Source organism: Mycobacterium neglectum, from assembly GCF_002591975.1.
In the GTDB taxonomy this organism is placed as follows: Bacteria; Actinomycetota; Actinomycetes; order Mycobacteriales; family Mycobacteriaceae; genus Mycobacterium; species Mycobacterium neglectum.
The window spans coordinates 1-22,546 of sequence record NZ_NVQE01000013.1; the positions used below are offsets into that span (position 1 = coordinate 1).

17 protein-coding genes, 1 tRNA gene and 2 pseudogenes are annotated in these 22,546 nt (G+C 64.2%); 16 read left to right on the forward strand and 4 right to left on the reverse strand.

Translation table 11 applies throughout. The features are described 5' to 3' along the window. The 9 genes and pseudogenes from CSQ99_RS12440 to CSQ99_RS31875 form a co-directional block, all read left to right on the forward strand. The coding region (locus CSQ99_RS12440) for a L,D-transpeptidase (protein ID WP_141562660.1) at positions 1–832 on the forward strand (832 nt) is incomplete at its 5' end. Between the two features lie 454 nt (positions 833–1,286). Beyond that, entirely contained in the window at positions 1,287–1,433 is a 147-nt protein-coding gene (locus CSQ99_RS30970) for a hypothetical protein (protein WP_176560995.1), read from the forward strand. A 579-nt stretch (positions 1,434–2,012) separates the two neighbouring features. Next, on the forward strand, positions 2,013–2,426 hold the full coding sequence (gene lpqS, locus CSQ99_RS12450) for a putative copper homeostasis (lipo)protein LpqS (protein ID WP_099039359.1): 414 nt from the start codon (positions 2,013–2,015) through the stop codon (positions 2,424–2,426). A 106-nt stretch (positions 2,427–2,532) separates the two neighbouring features. Beyond that, a complete protein-coding gene (locus CSQ99_RS12455) occupies positions 2,533–3,642 on the forward strand; it encodes a PLP-dependent cysteine synthase family protein (protein ID WP_099039360.1) in 1,110 nt (369 codons plus the stop codon). Continuing rightward, positions 3,639–3,752: pseudogene (locus tag CSQ99_RS31870) on the forward strand (hypothetical protein); the annotation flags it as partial. The gene CSQ99_RS12455 and the pseudogene CSQ99_RS31870, both read left to right, overlap by 4 nt. Before the next feature lie 2,297 nt (positions 3,753–6,049). Next, positions 6,050–6,286, forward strand: a complete 237-nt coding sequence (locus tag CSQ99_RS12470; RefSeq protein ID WP_099039451.1) for a heavy-metal-associated domain-containing protein — start codon at positions 6,050–6,052, stop codon at positions 6,284–6,286. After that, entirely contained in the window at positions 6,283–7,293 is a 1,011-nt protein-coding gene (locus tag CSQ99_RS12475) for a hypothetical protein (RefSeq protein WP_099039361.1), read from the forward strand. Before CSQ99_RS12470 ends, CSQ99_RS12475 begins: the two co-directional genes overlap by 4 nt. 48 nt (positions 7,294–7,341) lie before the next feature. Then, a complete protein-coding gene (locus CSQ99_RS12480) occupies positions 7,342–9,627 on the forward strand; it encodes a heavy metal translocating P-type ATPase (RefSeq protein ID WP_099039362.1) in 2,286 nt (761 codons plus the stop codon). Between the two features lie 799 nt (positions 9,628–10,426). Then, positions 10,427–10,697 (forward strand): annotated as a pseudogene (locus CSQ99_RS31875) (hypothetical protein). A 410-nt stretch (positions 10,698–11,107) separates the two neighbouring features. Here the strand turns inward: CSQ99_RS31875 and CSQ99_RS12490 are convergent. The 4 genes from CSQ99_RS12490 to CSQ99_RS12505 all read right to left on the reverse strand — a co-directional run bounded on the left by CSQ99_RS12490 (position 11,108) and on the right by CSQ99_RS12505 (position 12,816). Then, positions 11,108–11,179: transfer RNA gene (locus tag CSQ99_RS12490), tRNA-Val, on the reverse strand. 44 nt (positions 11,180–11,223) lie between these two features. Beyond that, positions 11,224–11,688: a peroxiredoxin gene (locus CSQ99_RS12495; RefSeq protein ID WP_099039363.1), complete on the reverse strand. Its 465-nt coding sequence runs from the start codon at positions 11,686–11,688 to the stop codon at positions 11,224–11,226. 16 nt (positions 11,689–11,704) lie between these two features. Continuing rightward, complete coding sequence (locus CSQ99_RS12500; protein WP_099039364.1) at positions 11,705–12,133, reverse strand: DUF3052 domain-containing protein; 429 nt, start codon at positions 12,131–12,133, stop codon at positions 11,705–11,707. A gap of 107 nt (positions 12,134–12,240) precedes the next feature. Further along, positions 12,241–12,816: a hypothetical protein gene (locus CSQ99_RS12505; protein WP_176560996.1), complete on the reverse strand. Its 576-nt coding sequence runs from the start codon at positions 12,814–12,816 to the stop codon at positions 12,241–12,243. A gap of 165 nt (positions 12,817–12,981) precedes the next feature. On the opposite strand from CSQ99_RS12505, the gene aceE reads away from it, so the two are divergent. The 7 genes from aceE (at position 12,982) to CSQ99_RS12540 (ending at position 22,526) form a co-directional block, all read left to right on the forward strand. Next, entirely contained in the window at positions 12,982–15,771 is a 2,790-nt protein-coding gene (gene aceE / locus CSQ99_RS12510; protein WP_099039365.1) for a pyruvate dehydrogenase (acetyl-transferring), homodimeric type, read from the forward strand. Between the two features lie 44 nt (positions 15,772–15,815). Next, positions 15,816–17,024 (forward strand): PucR family transcriptional regulator, encoded by a 1,209-nt coding sequence (locus tag CSQ99_RS12515; RefSeq protein WP_176560997.1) that lies wholly within the window; start codon positions 15,816–15,818, stop codon positions 17,022–17,024. Positions 17,025–17,228: 204 nt separating this feature from the next. Continuing rightward, on the forward strand, positions 17,229–18,152 hold the full coding sequence (locus CSQ99_RS12520; protein ID WP_099039366.1) for an ACP S-malonyltransferase: 924 nt from the start codon (positions 17,229–17,231) through the stop codon (positions 18,150–18,152). Positions 18,153–18,235: 83 nt separating this feature from the next. Continuing rightward, positions 18,236–18,538, forward strand: coding sequence for a meromycolate extension acyl carrier protein AcpM (gene acpM, locus CSQ99_RS12525; RefSeq protein ID WP_099039367.1), 303 nt, complete (start codon positions 18,236–18,238; stop codon positions 18,536–18,538). Beyond that, complete coding sequence (gene kasA, locus CSQ99_RS12530; RefSeq protein ID WP_099039368.1) at positions 18,535–19,785, forward strand: 3-oxoacyl-ACP synthase KasA; 1,251 nt, start codon at positions 18,535–18,537, stop codon at positions 19,783–19,785. Before acpM ends, kasA begins: the two co-directional genes overlap by 4 nt. A gap of 27 nt (positions 19,786–19,812) precedes the next feature. After that, positions 19,813–21,075 carry a 3-oxoacyl-ACP synthase KasB gene (gene kasB / locus CSQ99_RS12535; protein ID WP_176560998.1) on the forward strand — a complete coding sequence of 421 codons (1,263 nt, stop codon included), beginning with the start codon at positions 19,813–19,815 and terminating at the stop codon, positions 21,073–21,075. Positions 21,076–21,104: 29 nt separating this feature from the next. Further along, positions 21,105–22,526, forward strand: coding sequence for an acyl-CoA carboxylase subunit beta (locus CSQ99_RS12540; protein WP_099039369.1), 1,422 nt, complete (start codon positions 21,105–21,107; stop codon positions 22,524–22,526). The last annotated feature ends 20 nt before the right edge of the window (positions 22,527–22,546 follow it).

Below are 22,546 nucleotides of genomic sequence, written 5' to 3' on the forward strand. Positions count from 1 at the left end.
CCCTCCGGGCGCGCCGCCCCCGCCACCGCCGAACCCGTTCTTCCCGCCCGCGAATCCGCTGGCTCAACAGCAGCCGATTCCCCAGGGCACGCCAGCCGGACAGAACCCGACGCCCTATGTCGGGCAGCCGGTGTTCGCGCCGCCGAGTTTCAACCCGAGCAACGGGTCGATTGCCGGCGCCGCCAAGCCCATCTACATCAACTTTCAGCGCCCCATTGCCGACCGGGCCATAGCGGAACAGGCCATCCACATCTCGTCCAACCCGCCCGTGCCCGGCCGGTTCTACTGGACGACCGATACCCAGGTGCGTTGGCGGCCCCAGGACTTCTGGCCGGCCGGCACGGTCGTGAACATCGATGCGGGCGGCACCAAGTCCAGCTTCACCGTCCCCGAGCAGCTCGTGGCCACCATCGACAACAAGTCGCTCCAGATGGAGATCATGCGCAACGGGAAGCTGGAGAAGACGTTCCCGGTGTCGCTGGGTAAAAAGGGGTACGACACAAAGAACGGCACCTACTACGTACTCGAGAAGTTCGCTGACATCGTGATGGATTCCTCGACGTACGGCGTGCCGGTCAACTCGGCGGAGGGCTACAAGCTCAAGGTCCAGGACGCCGTCCGCATCGACAACAGCGGCGTCTTTGTACACAGTGCGCCGTGGTCGGTGGGGAGCCAGGGTGAGAGCAACGTCAGCCATGGGTGCATCAACCTCAGTCCATCCAACGCGCAGTGGTTCTTCGATAACTTCGGCAGCGGCGATGCGGTCGTGATCAAGAACTCCACAGGGATCTACAACCAGCCCGACGGCGCGTCGGACTGGCAGATCTTCTGAGCCGGCTTCCGCGTCGTCACCTCTGTCCGCGTTCCAGCAGTCTGGGGTGCCAATGCTCTTGGACCGTGACGGCCGCCGTGCCGTTGTCGGCGCCAATACAGTTCCGGGCCCGAGGAAATGAAGGTGTGGCGGTCGAGATTTACGTGCGCCGCACACCGGCTCGGCCGCGCGGGCACAATCCAGGCATCCATAGCGGCATCAAGTCACGCCGCGTCTGTCGTACGGACACCCCCTGGGCCACCGCAGCGACCCGCTCGATGATTGGAGCCTTGCTGTCAGACTTCCGCTCGTCGGAGCCGCCGCGCCCGGTCCACCGTGGGGACAAAATGCGCGGATTCGACCCTTGACACGCCTTCCAATCATGTTCCTAGATAACCGGCCTCGTGCTACTGCTCATGTCGGCGCCGGTGCGCGGGTTCAGCCCGCGGCGCCAGACCCTACGGTGGCTCTGTCAGTGCGCCGGCATCTGCGTAAGAGCCTGGGTGAGTTCGTGTGCGAACTCGGCTGGATGCGCCAGGGCACCGACATGACCGCCGGGCAGCTCGATGACGTCGCGGCCAAGCTTGCGCCCAGGACCGGGATCACCTCATGGGCCGGATAACCATGTGCTTCCCGGCCCACGGTTAGCAGGATCCGGGTCCCCGCGACCAGTGAGGGTGTTGAGGTCGAGCCCGACTGGCAGGTATTGGCGTAGCTCGTGTTCAAACCAGTAGATGGCGTTGGCCTCGTTCTTGGGGGCTTGTGCCATGACATGTCGGTCGGTGTCGGGGAAGACGTGCTCGCGGAACTTCTGCATGGCTGGCCCGCTGTCTGTAACAGGTTGAATACTGCGGCTGTCTCACTGTGATTTCCATCACAACACGGCCATGCGAGGTTGCGCCGCCGGGCGAGCAGAAGGCACGGCGACCATCCGGAGCGATCACATACACAGTAAGTGTCGATTCGGTAAGTATCGCCCATCTACGGAGTGAAACCGTAGATAAGCAGCATGAATGCCTGTGCGCGAAAGATAAAGATTTCGTCAAAAGCATTATCAATCAATTACACTCGGCTGCATACCGAACTGACTGCCAATCGCGGTTGACCACCAACACGCGGTCATCGCGGCACGATCACAACATGGCGTCGAATCAACGGGTCCCCAAAACGAGCTCGATCCGCTGCTACAGTCGGCTGCATTATGCGGTACCACGACGCTTCCGCTAGTGCGCGACGGCCCGCCGTCATCGCGCTCCTGGTCGTGCTCGTCGTGCTGGTCGCGGGCACGGGATGGAAGCTCACCGAGCACAACCCCCGGGCGCATCATGGTCCGCACGCACTGCCGTCCCACTCCTTGAATGACTTTGCTGCAGTCGCCGAGCACCCGCATGTGCAGGACGGTCCGGTCACCGTGGCTCCTGACGCGTTCGCCGAAGCGGCCCTGCCGCGTACGGTGACGCTGCTGGCTGCACTCGGCCTCGTCGCCGTAATCGGCGTTGCCTTCGCGTACTGGGCGACAGGTGCGTCATCTGTGATCCGAGGCCCCCCGAGATGGGCTGGTTATGTCGACGCCGGGCAGCAGCTGCTGCTTCGGCTCTGCATCGCGCGCCGCTGATTCGGTAGCGCCAGATTCGCGTCCCTTCGCGCGAGTCGGTGACCGCTACCCATGTCAGTCGCCGCGGCAAAGAACGTCGTGGCATCACCGAAAGTGACCCACGTTCATGAGCGATGCTCTGTCCGTTCACTCACCACACCACCACGCCGTCCATCACCAACGCCTGCGCCGCTTCGATGAGCCCGGCACGATGGTAGGAAATACGCCTGTTCTGAGAATTGGGGCACCGTTCACCGATGACAAACGCGGGTTTTGGGCCAAACTCGAAGGGTTCAACCCCGGCGGAATGAAGGACCGCCCCGCCCTACACATGGTCGAACGGGGCCGCGCCCGCGGCGACCTACGTCCAGGCAGTCGCATCGTCGAATCAACGAGCGGCACATTGGGACTGGGGCTAGCATTGGCCGGCACCGTGTATGGCCACCCAGTAACTCTGGTCACAGATCCCGGACTGGAGCCGATCATCTCGCGGATGTTGACCGCATACGGTGCTGACGTCGATGTCGTCACCGAACCGCATCCTGAAGGCGGGTGGCAGCAGGCGCGACGCAATCGGGTGATGGAGATCCTCGAATCAGACCCCCAAGCGTGGTACCCGGATCAATACAACAATCCCGATAACGTTGACGCCTATCGGGGTCTTGCAGAAGAGTTGTCAGCGCAACTAGGCGCGATCGACATCCTCGTCTGCTCTGTCGGCACGGGAGGCCATTCGGCCGGGATCGCGCGCGTGCTACGCGAAACCAATCCTGATTTGCGGCTCATCGGGGTCGACACCATCGGCTCAACCATTTTTGGTCAGCCTGCACGGCCCCGGTTGATGCGAGGGCTGGGGTCGAGTATTTACCCTCGCAATGTGGACTACGCCGCCTTCAATGAAGTTCACTGGGTCGCTCCCAGGGAGGCCGTGTGGGCATGCCGCACGCTGGCGGCTACCCACTACGCCACAGGTGGCTGGAGTGTTGGCGCCGTCGCCCTGGTAGCCGGTTGGGTCGCGAGGACGAGTCCGTCGAACGCAACTATCGCGGCGGTCTTCCCCGATGGGCCACAACGCTACTTCGACACCGTCTATAACGACGACTACTGCGGCCTCAACGGTCTGCTTGCCGGCAGTCCGCCACGGGATCCAGTACTCATCACCGATCCACGCGATCACGTCGTCACGTCCTGGACACGAACGTCATCAATCACAGATCCGACGGTGGTCTCGCGATGAGCTTCACCGCGCAATTTCGCAGCTTCCGCTGGCCCAGCCGGATGTTGATGATCAACCAGTTCGGCATCAACCTCGGTTTCTACATGCTGATGCCCTACCTCGCGGGATACGCCTAGTACCCGCATTACCCAGCACACCAACTCACGTCGCCTGATCGCGGACAACACAGTGCCGACCACTTGACCGCGAGACCAGTTGGCGGCCGAGCGGCCTTGCTGGCCATCCCTGGCGCAGTGCCGGCGGTGAACAAGACGCTAAGTGAAGGAACCCGTAGACGACCCGCGCATCGAAATTCGATGATGGCGTATGCGGTTGCAGCACAACATAATACCGTTACTAAGACGACACCCGAACGGGACCGCAGTGTGGCCGTGAAGCACTCACTTCAGCTACCCTTTGTAGATATACTGGGTAGCTACGTACGTATATGCACCGTAGCTATTTCGTACGCCAACAGATCGGAGCAATAATGAAGACATCCCTACTAGCTCTTGCTTTCGCCTTGAGCGCGACGATGATGGTGGGTTCTGCTGCCGCGTCGGCTGCGCCCAGCGGCCCCCGGTCGGTAACGGATACGGTTGCCTCGCTCGAAGCACAAGGCTTCAAGGTGTTCGTGAACAAGGTCGGTCACGCCCCTCTGGATCAATGCACTGTCGGACGTGTACGACAAGGACAGACAGTGTACGAACAACTACAGCTCAATAGGCGGGATAACCAGGATCGAAGAGTCGAGAGAGTCAAGTACACGACTGTTTACGTTGACGCGAACTGCTGAGCCTCCGTCGAGTCGCGATACGGCAGCAGTCAGCGGATGAACCTTGCCCTGACGACCTTACTGAGGGCCAGCATCTACTCCGGACGGCTGCTGACCGACGAGATGGAGCGTGGGAAAACCGCAAACTCGATCAGAAAACTTGCAGGCGCCCGCTATTCGACCGTTCGCACCAACGCCACTTGCGGTACACCACAGTACTTACCCAACTGCGTGGTTAGTTAGAGCCACACTCAGGATCGAAGAAACCCAAAGCTGTCGGTCGCAAAGTTTGTTGCGAAATCTCAGGCGAGAGGGCGAGAGATGGCGGCGATCCGCCATTTCGTTGAGACAACGCGGCTTTAGTCGACCCGTCGCGAGAGGTGCTACTTCATCGCCCACCGAGGCCGGCGATGACCGCAACCGGACCCGGCGGCTCCCCGGACGACTGAGCACCTCTAGCCATAAATTCAGAGCGATGCCCGAACGAGGTGTGGCCATGGAACGGCGAACGGTTAAGAAGGCGGTCGTCAAGAAGGTCGCCGCCCGGGCCACCAAGGCATCCGCGAAGCTTGAGAATCGCGCGGTCCCCGCTGGCTACGTTCGCCCGGCTTCTGCGAAACGGCTCCTCGCAGAGCGGCAAACACGCCAGCACTGATGCCGCTCACGCCGGGATACGGCGAAACTCCACTCCCACACGACGAGCTGACCGCGCTGCTCGCGCATGTCGTCGAAATCCTCGAAACGCCCGTCAGCAGGGCTGCGGTCTAAGACCTCGAACAAGCGATGCAGGAGCAGGTGTTCGAGGACCTCCTGACCGCCGCGTTCAACGCTCATCGTCGCTCGACGAACTGCTGACCGACTACTTCCTCCGCGATCTCCACGAAAGCCTCTATGACGCTATCTGGAGCTGGGCCGGGCGGTGGCGAAACGCGACGTCAACATTGAGTTTGACCCAACACAGGTCGCCGTCGAACTCCGCAGCGCACGCGACAACATCCGATATCGGTGGGAGCACACCGACGGCTGGACAGCCCGCGAGCTGGGCGCACAACACACGCTGAAACTGTGCGGGCACACCCGTTCAACGACGAAAATGGCCGCACCACCTGGCTCCTTGCCGATCTTGTGCTCATCACCGCCCAGGATCCTACTGAGTTCCAGTACAACTGGGCCTCGATCAGCGGCACTACATCGAGCTGCTCCGTAGCTTCGATACGCATCGAGACGCACGTGAGCTCGCGGCCTTCGTCGGTGTCCAGCCCATCGAGTTCTGAGCAACTCGCGGCCGCGGCCGTCGACGCGGGCGAGAATTCGCCACGTAGTTCGAGAACCTGCACCCGGGCGGAAAATGATGTAAAGCGACACCTCTTCTCCCGGGTCGACCGGCACAGCGGTCGGCCCCGCGGGCAGCGCCTGCGACGTCAAGCGGACGCCGCATCGAATCGCCGCTCGCTGCCCAGATCAAGCACGGCGGACTTCAGGCTCACCAGGCCTTTCACGGTGGCATCGCCCGTTTCGAGAGGTTGCCGAAAATCACCACTCAAGAACAGCTTGCATACCCTAGGGGGGTATGGTATCAACATGAGGTGTGCGGGCGTTCCGCGAGCGATCGGTACAACCGTGGCGGTCGATGGATTGACTGAGGAGATCGTGATGAGCACGACGACTTTCACCGTCGAAGGGATGAGCTGCGGAGGCTGTGTCCGCAAGGTCACCGGGGAACTCAGCGGAGTCGACGCGATTCTCGACGTTGCTGTCGATCTAGCCAGCGGTCAGGTCGCGGTGACCAGCGACGGCCCCGCGGATCCGTCCGCATTTCGCGCTGCTGTCGAGTCGGCCGGCTACACCGTCGCCGGCTCCGACACCGCAACGAAGGAGAAGACCTCATGAATATCCCGATGAAGCTCGGCGGTTTCGCCGTGGTACTCGCGGTCGTGTTCGGCGGTGCGGTCGCGGTCGGCAACGCCACCGGCTCATGGGTGCCCCGCACTGAGCGCGTCGAGCACAACGCCCACGGCGCAACGTCAGCCACATCCACCAGCGCGCTTGCAGCGTCCGGTGCGGCAGACGCCCCACTCGCGTCCAGCGATAGCGAGCCTGCGACGACGATGGCCGATACCAGTCCAACCGGACTGACCGCCACCGACAGCGGCTACACATTCCTGCCTGAAGCAACGTCCTTGCCATCCGGCGAGAACGTAGGCGTGACGTTCCGGATCATGGGACTCGACGGCCGGCCGGTCACCAAATACGAGACGACACATGACAAAGACCTGCATTTGATTGCCGTCCGTCGCGACATGGCCGGCTTCCAGCACGGCCACCCCAATCTCGAGGCGTCCGGCGTCTGGCACACCCAGCTGGACTTGTCGCCGGGGCCGTGGCGGTTGTTCGCCGACTTCAAACCTGCCGGCGCAGACGACCTCACGCTGGGCACCGATGTGTCGGTGGCCGACGACTACCATCCGCAGCCTCTGCCGGCGCCGTCGAAGACCACGACGGTCGACGACTACACCGTCACCCTGACCGGAGACTTGTCCGCGGGCAACTCATCGAAGCTGACGCTGTCGGTGTCGCGCGGAGGCGCACCGGTCACCGACCTGCAACCGTATCTGGCCGCCTACGGCCACTTGGTGGTGCTGCGATCCGACGACCTGGCCTACCTGCACGTGCATCCAGAAGGAGCGCCGGGTGACGGCGTCACCAAGCCGGGCCCCGACGTCACCTTCTACGCGACAACGCCGTCGACGGGCACCTACCGGATGTTCCTGGACTTCCAGCACAACGGCGTCGTGCGCACCGCGGAATTCACCGCAACCGCCACGGATTTCCGGCCCAGCCCGACCGAAGCGACACCGCCGCCCACGGCCGGCGCCCAGCCCGGCGGCCACCACTAGCTACGGCCTCGCCGTCCTCACCAGCGATTCGTTTTTAAGGAGACTGCAATGACATCGATCCACGAAGACAACAGGGTCACGGCCGGCGATCACCAGATCGAGCTGTCCATCGGCGGAATGACCTGTGCCTCCTGCGCCAACCGGATCGAGCGCAAGCTCAACAAGCTCGACGGTGTCAGCGCCACAGTCAATTACGCCACCGAGAAGGCCAAGGTCAGCTACGACGACACCGTCGACACTCAAGCGCTGGTGGCCGCGGTCGAGGACGCCGGATACACCGCCGAGCTGCCCCGCGCCGCTGATGCGCCGGCAGCCGAGGCCGACTCCGACTCCGACGATCCCACTCGGGCGCTGCGGCAGCGGCTGATCGTCTCGCTGGTGCTGTCGGTACCGGTCATCGCGATGGCGATGGTGCCGGCCCTGCAGTTCACCAACTGGCAGTGGCTGTCGCTGACCTTGGCGGCACCCGTGGTGGTATGGGGCGCATGGCCCTTCCACCAGGCCGCCTGGACCAACCTACGCCACGCCACGTCCACGATGGACACCCTGATCTCCATGGGAACCCTTGCGGCACTGGGATGGTCACTGTATGCCCTGTTCTTCGGCACCGCCGGAGTAGCGGGGATGACCCATCCGTTCGAGCTGACCCTCGCGCGAAGCGACGGCGCGGGCAACATCTATCTGGAAGCAGCTGCCGGGGTCACCACCTTCATTCTCGCCGGCCGGTATTTCGAGGCCCGGTCCAAGCGCAAAGCCGGCGCGGCGCTGCGGGCCCTGCTCGAGCTCGGCGTTAAGGACGTCACCGTCGTCAAAGACGGTCGCGAACAACGGATCCCGATCGATCAGCTCGCCGTCGGTGACGAATTCGTGGTGCGCCCTGGCGAAAAGATCGCCACCGACGGAGTCATTGTGTCGGGCAGCTCCGCGGTCGACGCGTCCATGCTCACCGGTGAATCCATGCCGGTCGAGGTGGGCGCCGGTGACACCGTCGTCGGCGCAACCGTCAACGCCGGCGGTCGCCTGCTGGTCCGCGCCACCCGCGTCGGCTCCGACACCCAATTGGCGCAAATGGCCCGGCTGGTCGAAGACGCGCAGAACGGCAAAGCCCAAGCACAGCGCCTCGCCGACCGCATCTCGGGGATCTTCGTGCCGATTGTGATCCTTCTGGCGGCCGCTACCCTCGGCTATTGGGTCGGGACCGGCAACGGGCTGGCGGCGGCGTTCACCGCGGCGGTGGCCGTGCTGATCATCGCCTGCCCCTGCGCGCTGGGCCTGGCCACCCCGACGGCCCTGATGGTCGGTACCGGTCGCGGCGCTCAGCTCGGCATCCTGATCAAGGGCCCCGAAGTCCTGGAGAACACCCGCAAGATCGACACCATCGTGCTGGACAAGACCGGCACCGTGACCGCCGGACAGATGACACTGATCGAGGTGATCGCGGCCTCCGGGCAAGATCGCAATGAACTGCTGCGGCTCGCCGGGGCACTGGAGAACGCCTCAGAGCACCCAATCGCGCAAGCGGTCGCCAAAGCCGCAAGGGCCGAATTCGGTGAGCTGCCAGCGGTGGAAGGGTTCACCAATGTCGAAGGGCTCGGCGTTCAGGGCGTCGTCGATGGGCGCGCCGTCATCGTGGGGCGCCCCAGCCTGCTCGCCGACTGGGCCCAGCATCTGCCGGCCGAGCTGACCGAGGCAATGCATGCAGCGGAATCGGAAGGCAAGACAGCGATTGCCGTCGGCTGGGACGGCGCCGCCCGCGGAATTCTCGTCGTCGCCGATGCCGTCAAGCCCACCTCCGCCGAGGCGATCAGCCAGCTGCGCGGACTGGGTTTGACGCCGATTCTGCTGACCGGCGACAACGCCACCGTCGCCCGGTCGGTCGCCGACCAGGTGGGCATCGATGAGGTGATCGCCGAGGTGATGCCCAAGGGCAAGGTCGACGTCATTGCCCGCCTACAGAAAGAGGGCAAGACGGTGGCGATGGTCGGTGACGGCGTCAACGACGCTGCCGCGCTTGCTCAGGCCGACCTCGGGATGGCCATGGGCACCGGAACCGACGTGGCGATCGAAGCCTCCGACATCACGTTGGTGCGCGGAGACTTGCGTGCCGCTGCGGATGCGATCCGACTGTCTCGACGAACATTGCGCACCATCAAGAGCAACCTGTTTTGGGCGTTCGCCTACAACGTGGCCGCCCTGCCCCTGGCAGCAGCGGGACTGCTCAACCCGATGCTCGCCGGAGCTGCAATGGCATTCAGCTCAGTGTTCGTCGTCAGCAACAGCCTGCGACTGCGACGGTTCCGTTCACGATTCGGACAGCCCACCGCAGCCGGGTAAAGCGGAATGGTGTTGGGGTTGGTCAATGGCGCTCAGCCACAACACCATTCGCCTGCCCTAAGTCAGAACAGGGCTAACGGTTCCCCACTCACCTGCAGCGCGCCCGGCCCCCGTACGCGTCAGTGTCATCATCATCATCCTCCTCCGTCGTACGACGACGACGACGACGACGACGACGATAATGGCTAATTATGTAACGGTGCAACCGCGACAGGTGCAGTTGATTCGCCACGGTGATGGTCGACCGTGGGAGCTTGCGAGTATCTGATGACGTCGGCGCCCAAAATCACCCTCGCCATGCACGCATGTTCACGGTCAATGAGAACGCCTGAGTTTTACGGAATCGTGGATAACATTCGTTATCCATGAGAAAGAAAAGCCGACCATTATTGTCAGATGACTCATCGTCTACTCTACCCCAAACCATCACACGACACGCCTGTGACGGCGAAAGCTGTTGGGAGGCAATGTTCTTGGAAGGCACCGTTTAACCGATAACGGGATGCCGACGTTCTGCCGACACGCGCCGACGTAATGTCCGCACGCTGACACGCCTAGGCGAACCGGCCGGCCGAGAAACGCCTTGCACGAGCCGCTAAACATCTAATTGAGTCGAGAAAGCTCAGCGACGAGGGGTTGCGAAACGGCCGCCAATTGTCACGTTGACGATCACGCAGTGGCGCGCACCCATCTCGCTTGGCCATTGACTCATCTATCTGTCGCGTCGAGCTGTCGGCAAGCCACAGCGTCATTCACGCCGCCAGCAGCCCCCCACTGCTGGCGCCGCTACCATCATTGGGTGGCGACGCTTGAAGATCTCGAGGCTCGCATTGCAGCATTAGAAGCGTCGCACCCCGACTACCGGGCGGTGCTAGCGGCGGTCAATGCCGTCCGCGTCAGCCACCGCGAGTTGGTCATTACATCGCGCGCATACGGCGACGCTTTCCGACTACAGCCGCGACCTTGCCGAACTTGAGCGTGGACAGGCGGAACTGAAAACTGGTCAGAGATCTCTTGAAGAGAACGTTGCCGAGATAAAAGACTTGCTAGTACGGGCACTCGATCGCTAGACACAGATTCATGCCGTTCCACCCCGCTCCCCGATGTGGTTCTTGCCGATCTGGGAGTGCCATTGCAAGGTGGTGCGGTGTGCAGCTCAACGCTCCGCAAGCTCGGCGAGATTGTGATCTCCCCAGGCCTCACTACGCGCGACTGCATTAGGGTGTGCTCGCATCCATGCGTCGTGGGCGGCGCAGCGACGTCGCATGTCCTCGATCTCCGATAGGTACTCAATCCAAGTTTTCATCTGCTGCTTACCAGCTAAGCATCCCGTTTCGTCTGATGAAGTAGCGACGCATCAACCAGGGCCTCGCGCGACAGTTGCGGCGGCGGGCAGCTGGCTGACCCGTTGGCACATTATTGGCACAGCGGGGGGTTTACCCGTTAACGGCACACACCCATTTGTCTGGGAAAACATCGGTGGGCGCGGACGGTATCGAACCGCCGACCGCTGGTGTGTAAAACCAGAGCTCTACCACTGAGCTACGCGCCCTCGCAGGGCAAATTACACGCCGACGAGGTCAGACAGGAAATCCGTCAGTCCGACCGAAGCGCCGCCAACGCGTCCGTCCACGCGGCCTGGTCGCGTGGCTCACCCGGCTGCTTCATCTCGGCGAATCGGACGATGCCGGTGCGGTCCACCACGAAAGTCCCGCGGTTGGCGAACCCGGCGTCGGCGTTGAACACGTCATAGGCCTGCGCCACGCCGCCGTGCGGCCAAAAGTCCGAGAGCACCGGAAACAGGAAGCCGCTTTCGGTGGCCCAGACCTTATGGGTCGGCGGCGGCCCCACCGAGATCGCCAACGTTGCGGTGTCGTCGTTCTCGTAGTTCGGCAGATGATCACGGATCTCGTCGAGCTCGCCCTGACAGATCCCGGTGAACGCCAACGGGAAGAACACCAGCAGCACGTCCTTGACGCCACGAAAGTCGCTCAAGGTGACCGGCTGGCCGTTCTGGTCTTTCAGGGTGAAGTCCGGCGCCTCGGTTCCGACGTCGATCATCGTTGCCCTGGGCTCATCAGTGCCTGCCTGCCGCTTTCGATTTCGGCTGTACCAGCCGACTTGCGATCCACCCACCGAGATTCGCCGACGAGGTCTGCATCAACCCCGCGGTCGGTGCAGACTCGGCAATCTCAGCAGGCTGCACATGTCCCGGCTTGCCCGTCTTGGGGGTGACCACCCAGATCACGCCATCGTCGGCCAGCGGCGTGATGGCGTCCATCAGACGGTCGACAAGATCGCCGTCGTCATCGCGCCACCACAACAGCACGACGTCGATCACCTCGTCGGCGTCTTCGTCGAGCAGCTCAGAACCGCATGCGTCCTCGATGTCGGCCCGGATGTCGTCGTCGGAGTCTTCGTCCCAGCCCAACTCCTGCACAACCTGATCTTTTTGGATGCCCAGTCTGAGGGCGTAGCTCGGGGCGTCGTCGTCCGCCGCGACCACCGTCGGTCCTCCTTCAGCCAGCTCGGCGCATTGTGCGTCCAGCCCTATCGTCGCACGACCAGGTGCTCCAGCCACCCACTGGCGGGCAGGTTTTGGTCGATCCGGGTTCAATATGCCGCATCGCAGAGATTCAACGCCGTGGTCTTAGTGTCATTCAGGGTGCTGATTGCGGCGTTGAATTCGTCGGATCCGTAGTTGCCCGCGATCGCCACTGCCAGGCCCCTTGCCGCGTCGACCCAGGAATTCATCGCGTCCTTCAGCTCCTGCGTCAGCGGATCGGACACGCTGCGGGCGACCAGGTCGGCGCTGTGGTTGAGCGCGTCGATCGCCGGCCCCGCCATGGCGTCGGCGTCGGCAGCGCTGCGGTTGAAGGCGTCGACGTAGGCGTTGACCGCGGTGATCGCGTCCACACTGCTGGTGCTCAGCGACTCACACGAGGTGTGCACCGCCTCCTTGGTGAGCGACTCCTGCCGCTCGGACTCGCGCGCACTCGAGCTGGCGGCCGACTCCGCGATGGACGCAGACACCGACGCCTTGTAGACGGGTGCATCCGCTGAGTCGACCGATGCCGTGCCCTCGGTGACATTGCTGCAGCCCACGATGATCATCGCCGTGGCGGCCACACTGCCGACCACGAGAGCGGCGATCCGCAGGCGTCTCCGACACAGCCAACCGGTCAGCACGGTCTGCAGACGTTACCGGGTCCGATCCGCGATCGCGGGTTCATTCAGTCCGGACCCCCACCGGTGCATGTGGGGCAGGATTGGAGAAGGATAGAGGGGTGGTCAGCTCGGAAAACCTCCGCGCCGATCACCAGTGCACGTAGACCGCCTAACAAGGAGCGGAATTTGACCACCGAGTTCGCGCGCCAGGACCTGGCCCAAAACTCCAGCAGTGCAGCCGAACCCGACCGGGTCCGGGTGATCCGCGAGGGTGTCGCATCGTATCTGCCCGATATCGACACCGAAGAGACCAGCGAATGGCTGGAATCGTTCGACAACCTGCTCGAGCGCTCCGGGCCCGCCAGGGCGCGGTATCTGATGTTGCGGCTGCTGGAACGTGCAGGCGAGCAGCGGGTGGCCATCCCTGCGCTGACGTCCACCGACTACGTGAACACGATCCCGACCGAACTGGAGCCGTGGTTCCCCGGCGACGAGGACGTCGAACGCCGCTACCGGACCTGGATCCGGTGGAACGCCGCGATCATGGTGCACCGCGCGCAGCGCCCGGGAGTCGGTGTCGGAGGGCATATCTCGACGTATGCGTCGTCCGCGGCGCTCTACGAGGTCGGGTTCAACCATTTCTTCCGCGGCAAGGCCCACCCCGGTGGCGGCGACCAGATCTACATCCAGGGCCATGCGTCGCCCGGTATCTACGCGCGCGCATTCCTCGAGGGCCGGCTGACCGCCGACGACCTCGATGGCTTCCGGCAGGAACACAGCCACCCCGGCGGCGGGCTTCCGTCGTATCCACACCCCCGCCTGATGCCGGACTTCTGGGAATTCCCCACCGTGTCGATGGGCCTGGGCCCGATGAACGCGATCTATCAGGCCCGGTTCAACCACTACCTCGACGACCGCGGCATCAAGGACACCTCCGACCAGCACGTGTGGGCGTTTCTCGGCGACGGCGAGATGGACGAACCCGAGAGCCGCGGACTGATTCAGGTGGCGGCCAACGAAGCGTTGGACAACCTGACGTTCGTGATCAACTGCAATCTGCAGCGCCTCGACGGGCCGGTACGCGGCAACGGCAAGATCATTCAGGAGCTGGAGTCGTTCTTCCGCGGCGCCGGCTGGAATGTGATCAAGGTGGTGTGGGGCCGCGAATGGGACACACTGCTGCACGCCGACCGCGACGGTGCACTGGTGAACCTGATGAACACCACGCCGGACGGCGACTACCAGACCTACAAGGCCAACGACGGTGCCTACGTCCGCGACCACTTCTTCGGTCGCGACCCGCGCACCAAGGCCCTCGTCGAGCCGATGACCGACGCCGAGATCTGGAGCCTCAAGCGCGGCGGCCACGACTACCGCAAGGTCTACGCCGCCTACCGTGCGGCGATCGATCACAAGGGCCAGCCGACGGTCATCCTGGCCAAGACCATCAAGGGCTACTCGCTTGGTGCGCATTTCCAGGGCCGCAACGCCACGCACCAGATGAAAAAGCTTGCGCTGGCAGACCTCAAGTACTTCCGCGATGCACAGCGCATCCCGATCAGCGACGAACAGCTCGAGGAAAACCCCTACCTCCCGCCGTACTACCACCCCGGCCCCGAGGCGCCCGAGATCCGCTACATGCTGGAGCGGCGGCGGGCGTTGGGTGGATTCCTGCCTGAGCGCCGCACGCATTCCAAGGTTCTGACACTGCCCGGACGCGACACGTACAAGGCGTTGAAGAAGGGGTCGGGCAACCAGGAGGTCGCCACCACCATGGCGACGGTGCGGACGTTCAAGGAACTGTTGCGCGACAAGGAAATTGGGAAGCGGATCGTCCCCATCATTCCCGACGAGGCGCGCACGTTCGGCATGGACTCGTGGTTCCCGAGCCTGAAGATCTACAACCGCAACGGCCAGCTGTACACCGCCGTGGACGCCGAATTGATGTTGGCGTACAAAGAAAGTGAAATCGGTCAGATCCTGCACGAGGGCATCAACGAGGCCGGTTCGACGGCATCGTTCACCGCGGTCGGCACGTCATACTCCACCCACAACGAGCCGATGATCCCGCTCTACATCTTCTACTCGATGTTCGGCTTCCAGCGCACCGGCGACGGCTTCTGGGCCGCCGCCGACCAGATGGCCCGCGGTTTCGTGCTGGGCGCCACCGCAGGACGCACCACGCTGGTCGGCGAGGGCCTGCAGCACGCCGACGGGCATTCGTTGCTGCTCGCCTCGACCAACCCGGCCGTGGTGGCCTACGACCCGGCGTTCGCCTACGAGATCGCCTACATCGTGGAGAGCGGGCTGGCCAGGATGTACGGCGAGGATCCGGAGAACGTCTACTTCTACATCACCATCTACAACGAGCCTTACAAGCAGCCTGCCGAGCCGGAGGGGGTCGACGTCGACGCGCTGCTGCGCGGCATCTACCGGTTCCGACCCGCGCCGGAAAAGCGGACGCACACCGCACAGATCCTGGCGTCCGGCGTGGCGATGCCCGAAGCGTTGCGGGCCGCGCAGCTGCTGGCCGACGAATGGGACGTCGCCGCCGATGTCTGGTCGGTGACCAGCTGGAACGAGCTGAACCGCGACGGCGTGGAAATCGAGAAGCAGCGGCTGCGCCACCCCGAACGCCCCGCGGGCACGGCGTTCATCACCACCGCACTGCAGGACGCGGTGGGCCCCGTCATCGCGGTCTCGGACTGGATGCGCGCGGTTCCCGAGCAGATCCGGCCCTGGGTGCCCGGCACCTACGTCACGCTGGGAACCGACGGCTTCGGCTTCTCCGACACCCGGCCCGCTGCGCGGCGCTACTACAACACCGATGCCGAGTCGATTGCGGTCGCGGTGCTGGAGGGACTGGCACGCGACGGCAATCTCGATCAGTCCGTCGCCGTCGATGCGGCGAACAAGTACCAGATCGACGATGTCCTCGCAGCGCCCGAGCAAACGTCGGACCCCGGAGTCGCCTAGCTGTGTTGGAGGATTCCTCCAGAAACATGGCGTAGCCTTTATCAATGGCCGACAATCGGTTCGTTCCGCCGAAGTCCACGGTCGAGGTGCTCGAAACGGTGCCCGACGTCGTGTTGCGGCGGCTGAAGCAATACTCCGGCCGACTGGCCACCGAGGCGGTACGGGCCCTGGAGCAGCGGCTGCCGTTCTTCGCCGAACTCGAAGCGTCACAGCGGGCCAGCGTGCAGTTGGTGGTGCAGGCCGCCGTGGTCAACTTCGTCGAGTGGATGCGCAATCCGCAGAGCAACGTCAGCTACACCGCCCAGGCGTTCGAGGTCGTCCCGCAGGATCTCCGGCGCAAGATCGCCCTGCGGCAGTCGGTCGAGATGGTTCGCGTCACCATGGAGTACTGCGAAGAAGTGGTGCCACTGCTGGCCCGCTCCGATGAGCAATTGACCGCGCTGACGGCCGGAATCCTGCGCTACAGCCGTGACCTCGCGTTCGCCGCCGCGACCGCCTATGCCGACCAGGCCGAGGCCCGCGGCGCATGGGACACCCGGATGGAGGCCAACGTCATCGACGCCGTCGTGCGCGGGGACACCGGGCCCGAACTGCAATCGCAGGCGGCCGCCTTGAATTGGGATGCCACCGCACCGGCCACTGTGATCGTGGGTCTGCCGCATCCCGATCGGAACGACGTCACCGGCGACGATGTCCACGAGGTCGCCCTTCGCCACGGCCGCGCCGCACTATCTGACGTACACGGCACCTGGCTGGTAGCAATCGTGTCGGGCTCGCTGTCTGCCACCGACCGGTTCCTCACCGAACTGATGAAGGTATTCGCCGAAGGACCCGTGGTGATCGGCCCGACCGCGTCAACTTTGGCGGCCGCGCATCGCAGTGCGACAGAGGCGATCGCAGGCATGAACGCCGTCGCCGGCTGGACAGGTGCGCCCAGGCCGGTGGCAGCACGGGAGTTGCTTCCCGAAAGGGCGTTACTCGGTGATAGCTCCGCGATCGCCGCGTTAGAGGTCGAGGTCATGCGGCCCCTTGGCGACGCGGATCCGGCGCTGGCCGAGACCCTCGACGCCTATCTCGACTCGGGCGGCGCGATCGAAGCGTGCGCTCGCAAATTGTTCGTTCATCCAAACACCGTGCGCTACCGACTCAAACGGATCACCGATTTCACGGGCCGCGATCCCACGGTTCCACGCGATGCGTATGTCCTCCGCGTCGCCGCGAGCCTGGGCCGACTCAGCCGGCAACGCACCTAGCCAGCACGCGAAATGCCACTGGAACGTGGGTGACGGAGGTCACTGCGCCGCTATCGTTCAAGATCAGACGGGCCAATAGGTCGCGGACCGGTATCGATGGAGTCGCATCACATGCCGTTTTGTGGGATATCTACAAAAACTTAAGACGAGGTTCATAATCTCTTACACCGCACAAAACGGCTTTCACAGTGTTCTCTTAAACACGTGCCTCTTAAACCTGCGCTTGCGTTGCTTGCGCCCGGACAGGGCTCCCAGACTCCCGGCATGCTCGCCCCATGGCTAGAGCTGTCGGGTGCGGCTGACCGCTTGGCCACCTGGTCGCAGATCAGTGGGCTGGACCTGACCCGGCTCGGAACCACCGCGACCGCTGAGGAGATCACCGACACCGCGGTCACCCAGCCGTTGGTCGTGGCCGCCACCCTGCTTGCCCATGAGGAACTGACCCGTCGCGGCGCGCTGGACGGCAAGAACACTCTGGTGGCCGGCCACTCGGTCGGTGAGATTGCCGCGTATGCGATCGCGGGCGTGATCTCCGCGGACGACGCAGTCAAGCTGGCCGCGACCCGCGGTGCCGAGATGGCCAAGGCATGTGCGCTGGAGCCCACCGGAATGTCTGCGGTGCTCGGCGGCGATGAGGCCGAGGTGCTGGCTCGCCTCGAGGCACTCGACCTGGTCCCCGCCAACCGCAACGCCGCCGGTCAGATCGTGGCCGCAGGCAGCCTGGCCGCCCTGGACAAGCTGGCCGAGGATCCGCCGGAGAAGGCGCGAGTACGCAAGCTCGCCACCGCCGGCGCGTTCCACACTCATTACATGGCGACCGCAGCCGAGGGGTACGCGGCCGCCGCCGAGTCTGTAACGACAGCCGAGCCGACAGCGACGCTCCTGTCGAACGCCGATGGTCAAGCAGTGGCCTCGGCCGCGGACGCCATGGCCAAGCTGGTGAGCCAAATGACCAAGCCGGTGCGTTGGGATCTGTGTACCGAAACCATGCGTCAACAGAATGTGACGGCGCTCGTCGAGTTCCCGCCCGCCGGGGCACTCGCCGGAATCGCCAAACGTGAACTTCGGGGGGTGCCGACGCACGCCGTCAAATCCCCCGCTGACCTGGACGGGCTCGCCGAGCTCTGAAGGGAATGATTCCCGGCTTTCCGGGAAACAACAAACACATACCAACGTCAGTTGGCAGTAACAACCAATAAGAAGGAGCCATCGTGGCAACCACCCAGGACGAAATCATCGCCGGCATCGCCGAGATCATCGAAGAGGTCACCGGTATCGAGCCCTCTGAGGTCACCCCGGAGAAGTCGTTCGTCGACGACCTGGACATCGACTCGCTGTCGATGGTTGAGATCGCTGTGCAGACCGAGGACAAGTACGGCGTGAAGATCCCCGACGAGGACCTCGCGGGCCTGCGCACCGTCGGTGACGTCGTCTCATACATCCAGAAGCTCGAGGAAGAGAACCCCGAGGCTGCCGCTGCGATCCGTGCGCAGATGGGCTCGGGCGACAAGTGACCAAACCTTCCACTGCTAACGGCGGTTTCCCCAGCGTTGTGGTGACCGCCGTCACGGCGACGACTTCGCTCGCGCCTGACATCGAGAGCACGTGGAAGGGCCTGCTTGCAGGAGAAAGCGGCATCCACGTTCTCGAAGACGATTTCGTCACCAAGTGGGATCTGCCCGTGCGTATCGGCGGGCACCTCAAGGAGCCCCTTGACCCATTGATGACGCGGTTGGAACTGCGGCGGATGTCGTACGTCCAGCGGATGTCGAAGTATCTCGGCAACCAGCTGTGGGACAGCATCGGACGTCCGGAGGTCGATCCCGACCGGTTCTCGGTCGTGATCGGCACCGGGCTCGGTGGCGGCGAGAAGATCGTCGAAATGTATGACGCGATGAACGAGGGCGGCCCCCGCAAGGTGTCACCGCTCGCCGTTCAGATGGTCATGCCCAACGGTGCGGCTGCGGTCGTGGGGCTCGAGCTCGGCGCCCGCGCCGGAGTCATCACGCCGGTTTCGGCCTGCTCGTCGGGTTCGGAGGGCATCGCCCACGCGTGGCGCCAGATCGTCATGGGTGACGCCGACATCGCTGTTTGCGGTGGCGTCGAAGGCGGTATCGAGGCGCTGCCCATCGCGGCGTTCTCGATGATGCGCGCGATGTCGACCAACAACGAGAACCCCGAGGGTGCCTCGCGGCCGTTCGACAAGAACCGCGACGGTTTCGTCTTCGGTGAGGCCGGTGCGCTCATGGTCATCGAGACCGAGGAGCACGCCAAGGCGCGCGGTGCCAAGCCGCTGGCGAGGTTGATGGGAGCCGGCATCACGTCGGACGCCTATCACATGGTCGCCCCGTCGCCGGATGGCTTGCGCGCCGGTCACGCCATGAAGCGCGCGATGGAGAGTGCAGGGCTGGAGCCCAAGGACATCAGCCACGTCAACGCACACGCCACGGCCACCCCGATCGGCGACACCGCGGAGGCCAACGCCATCCGCGTCGCCGGCGTGGAGCATGCCGCGGTGTATGCGCCGAAGTCGGCGCTCGGCCACTCCATCGGAGCGGTCGGGGCCCTGGAGTCGATCTTGACCGTGCTCGCGCTGCGCGATGGCGTGATTCCGCCGACACTGAATTACGAGACCCCGGATCCCGAGATCGATCTCGATGTCGTTGCGGGCGAGCCACGATATGGCGACTACCAGTACGCCATCAACAACTCGTTCGGCTTCGGTGGACACAATGTCGCCCTGACGTTTGGGCGTTACTGAGTTACGGAAGGAACTTCCAGAGCAGTAATGGCAGCGTTGACCCAGCTTTCGACGGGGGCAGGCCTCCCCAACGTAGTCGTCACCGGTTTCGCGATGACGACGGCTTTGGCGACCGACGCGGACACCACCTGGCAGCGACTGCTGGATGGTCAGAGCGGCATCCGACTGCTCGACGACCCCTTCGTCGAGCAGTACAACCTGCCGGTCCGAATCGGCGGGCACCTGTTGGAGGACTTCGAAAGCGAATTGACGCGGGTCGAACTGCGTCGGCTGTCGTACCTACAGCGGATGTCCACGGTGCTGAGCCGCCGCGCGTGGGACCACGCCGGTACGCCGGACGTCGATCCTCGGCGCCTGATGGTGTCGATCGGCACCGGCATGGGCTCGACCGAGGAACTTCTCTACGCATACGAAGCGCTGCGCTCAAAGGGTCTTCGCGCGGTGTCCCCGCTCGCCGTGCAGATGTACATGCCGAACGCGGCGGCCGCCGCGGTCGGCCTCGAGCGCAAGGCCAAGGCCGGGGTGAGCACCCCGATCTCGGCCTGCGCCTCAGGTTCTGAGGGCATTGCGCAGGCGTGGCGGCAGATCGTGCTCGGCGAAGCCGATGTGGCGATCTGCGGTGGCGTCGAAACCAAGATCGAAGCGGTGCCGATCGCCGGCTTCGCACAGATGCGCATCGTGTTGTCCACCACCAACGACGATCCGGCTGGAGCTTGTCGCCCATTTGACAAGGACCGCAACGGTTTCGTCTTCGGCGAAGGTGCCGGGTTGATGGTGATCGAGACCGAGGAACACGCCAGGGCTCGCGGTGCCACCATCCATGCGCGGCTGATGGGCGCCAGCATCACGTCTGACGGGTTCCACATTGTCGCGCCCGACCCCAACGGTGAGCAGGCAGGTCACGCGATGACGCGGGCCATCCAGCTTGCGGGCCTTTCCCCCACGGACATCGACCACATCAATGCGCACGCCACCGGCACCTCGGTGGGCGATGTGGCCGAAGGAAAGGCCATCGACAATGCCTTGGGCGCTCACAAGGCCGCGGTCTACGCCCCGAAGGGGGCGCTGGGCCACTCGGTCGGCGCAGTCGGCGCCGTCGAGTCCATCCTCACCGTGTTGGCGTTGAAGAACGGGGTCATCCCGCCGACGCTCAACCTGAAGAACCTGGATCCGGAGATCGACCTCGATGTCGTTGCCGGCTCGCCGCGACCCGGCAACTATCAATACGCGATCAACAATTCGTTCGGATTCGGTGGGCACAACGTCGCGCTCGCATTCGGTAAGTACTGACCGAAATCCAAGCGCTACAGGAGGACTCAATGACCATCATGGCCCCCGAAACCGTCGGTGAATCGCTCGATCCACGAGATCCGCTGCTGCGCCTGCGCACCTTCTTCGACGACAACAGCGTCGAGCTTCTCCACGAGCGAGACCGCTCCGGTGTGCTGGCCGCAGCCGGCACCGTCAACGGTGTGCGCACGATCGCGTTCTGCACCGACGGCACGGTCATGGGCGGCGCCATGGGTGTGGAGGGCTGCGCACACATCGTCAACGCCTACGACATCGCCATCGAGGAACAGAGCCCGATCATCGGAATCTGGCACTCGGGTGGCGCGCGGCTGGCAGAAGGCGTCAAGGCCCTGCACGCGGTCGGTTTGACGTTTGAGGCCCAGATCCGGGCGTCCGGGTACATCCCGCAGATCTCGATCGTCGTGGGCTTCGCCGCGGGCGGGGCTGCCTATGGTCCGGCCCTGACCGACATCATCGTGATGGCGCCGGACAGCAAGGTCTTCGTCACTGGCCCCGACGTCGTGCGCAGCGTCACCGGTGAGGACGTCGACATGGTGTCGCTCGGCGGTCCAGACGCCCACCACAAGAAATCCGGCGTGTGCCACATCGTCGCCGACGACGAGGTCGACGCCTACGAGCGCGGCCGCCGTCTGGTCGGATTGTTCTGCCAGCAGGGTCATTTCGACCGCACCAAAGCCGAAGCCGGCGACACCGACCTCAAGGCCCTGCTGCCCGAGTCGGCCCGCCGTGCCTACGACGTGCACCCGCTCGTCGAGGCGCTGCTCGACGAGGGTGTGCCCTTCGAGGAGCTGCAGGGTAAGTGGGCGCCCTCGATCGTGATCGGTCTGAGCCGGCTGGCCGGCCGGACCGTCGGCGTGATCGCCAACAATCCGCTGCGCCTCGGTGGCTGTCTGAACTCCGAAAGCGCCGAGAAGGCAGCGCGTTTCGTGCGACTGTGCGACGCCTTCGGCATCCCGCTCGTCGTCCTCGTCGACGTGCCCGGCTACCTGCCCGGTGTCGACCAGGAGTGGGGCGGCGTGGTGCGGCGCGGCGCGAAGCTGCTGCACGCGTTCGGCGAGTCCTCGGTCCCGCGCGTCACGCTGGTCACCCGCAAGATCTACGGCGGCGCCTACATCGCGATGAACTCGCGATCGCTGAACGCCACCAAGGTGTTTGCCTGGCCCGAGGCCGAGGTCGCCGTGATGGGCGCCAAGGCCGCGGTCGGCATCCTGCACAAGAAGAAGCTGGCCGCCGCATCCGACGACGAGCGCGAGGCGCTGCACGAAGAACTGGCCGCCGAGCACGAGCGGATCGCCGGTGGCGTCGATTCCGCCATCGAGATCGGCGTGGTGGACGAGAAGATCGATCCGGCCCACACGCGCAGCAAGCTGACGCAGGCACTGGCCGAGGCGCCCGCGCGCCGCGGTCGGCACAAGAACATCCCGCTGTAACCGGCTTCAGTTGGCCGAGT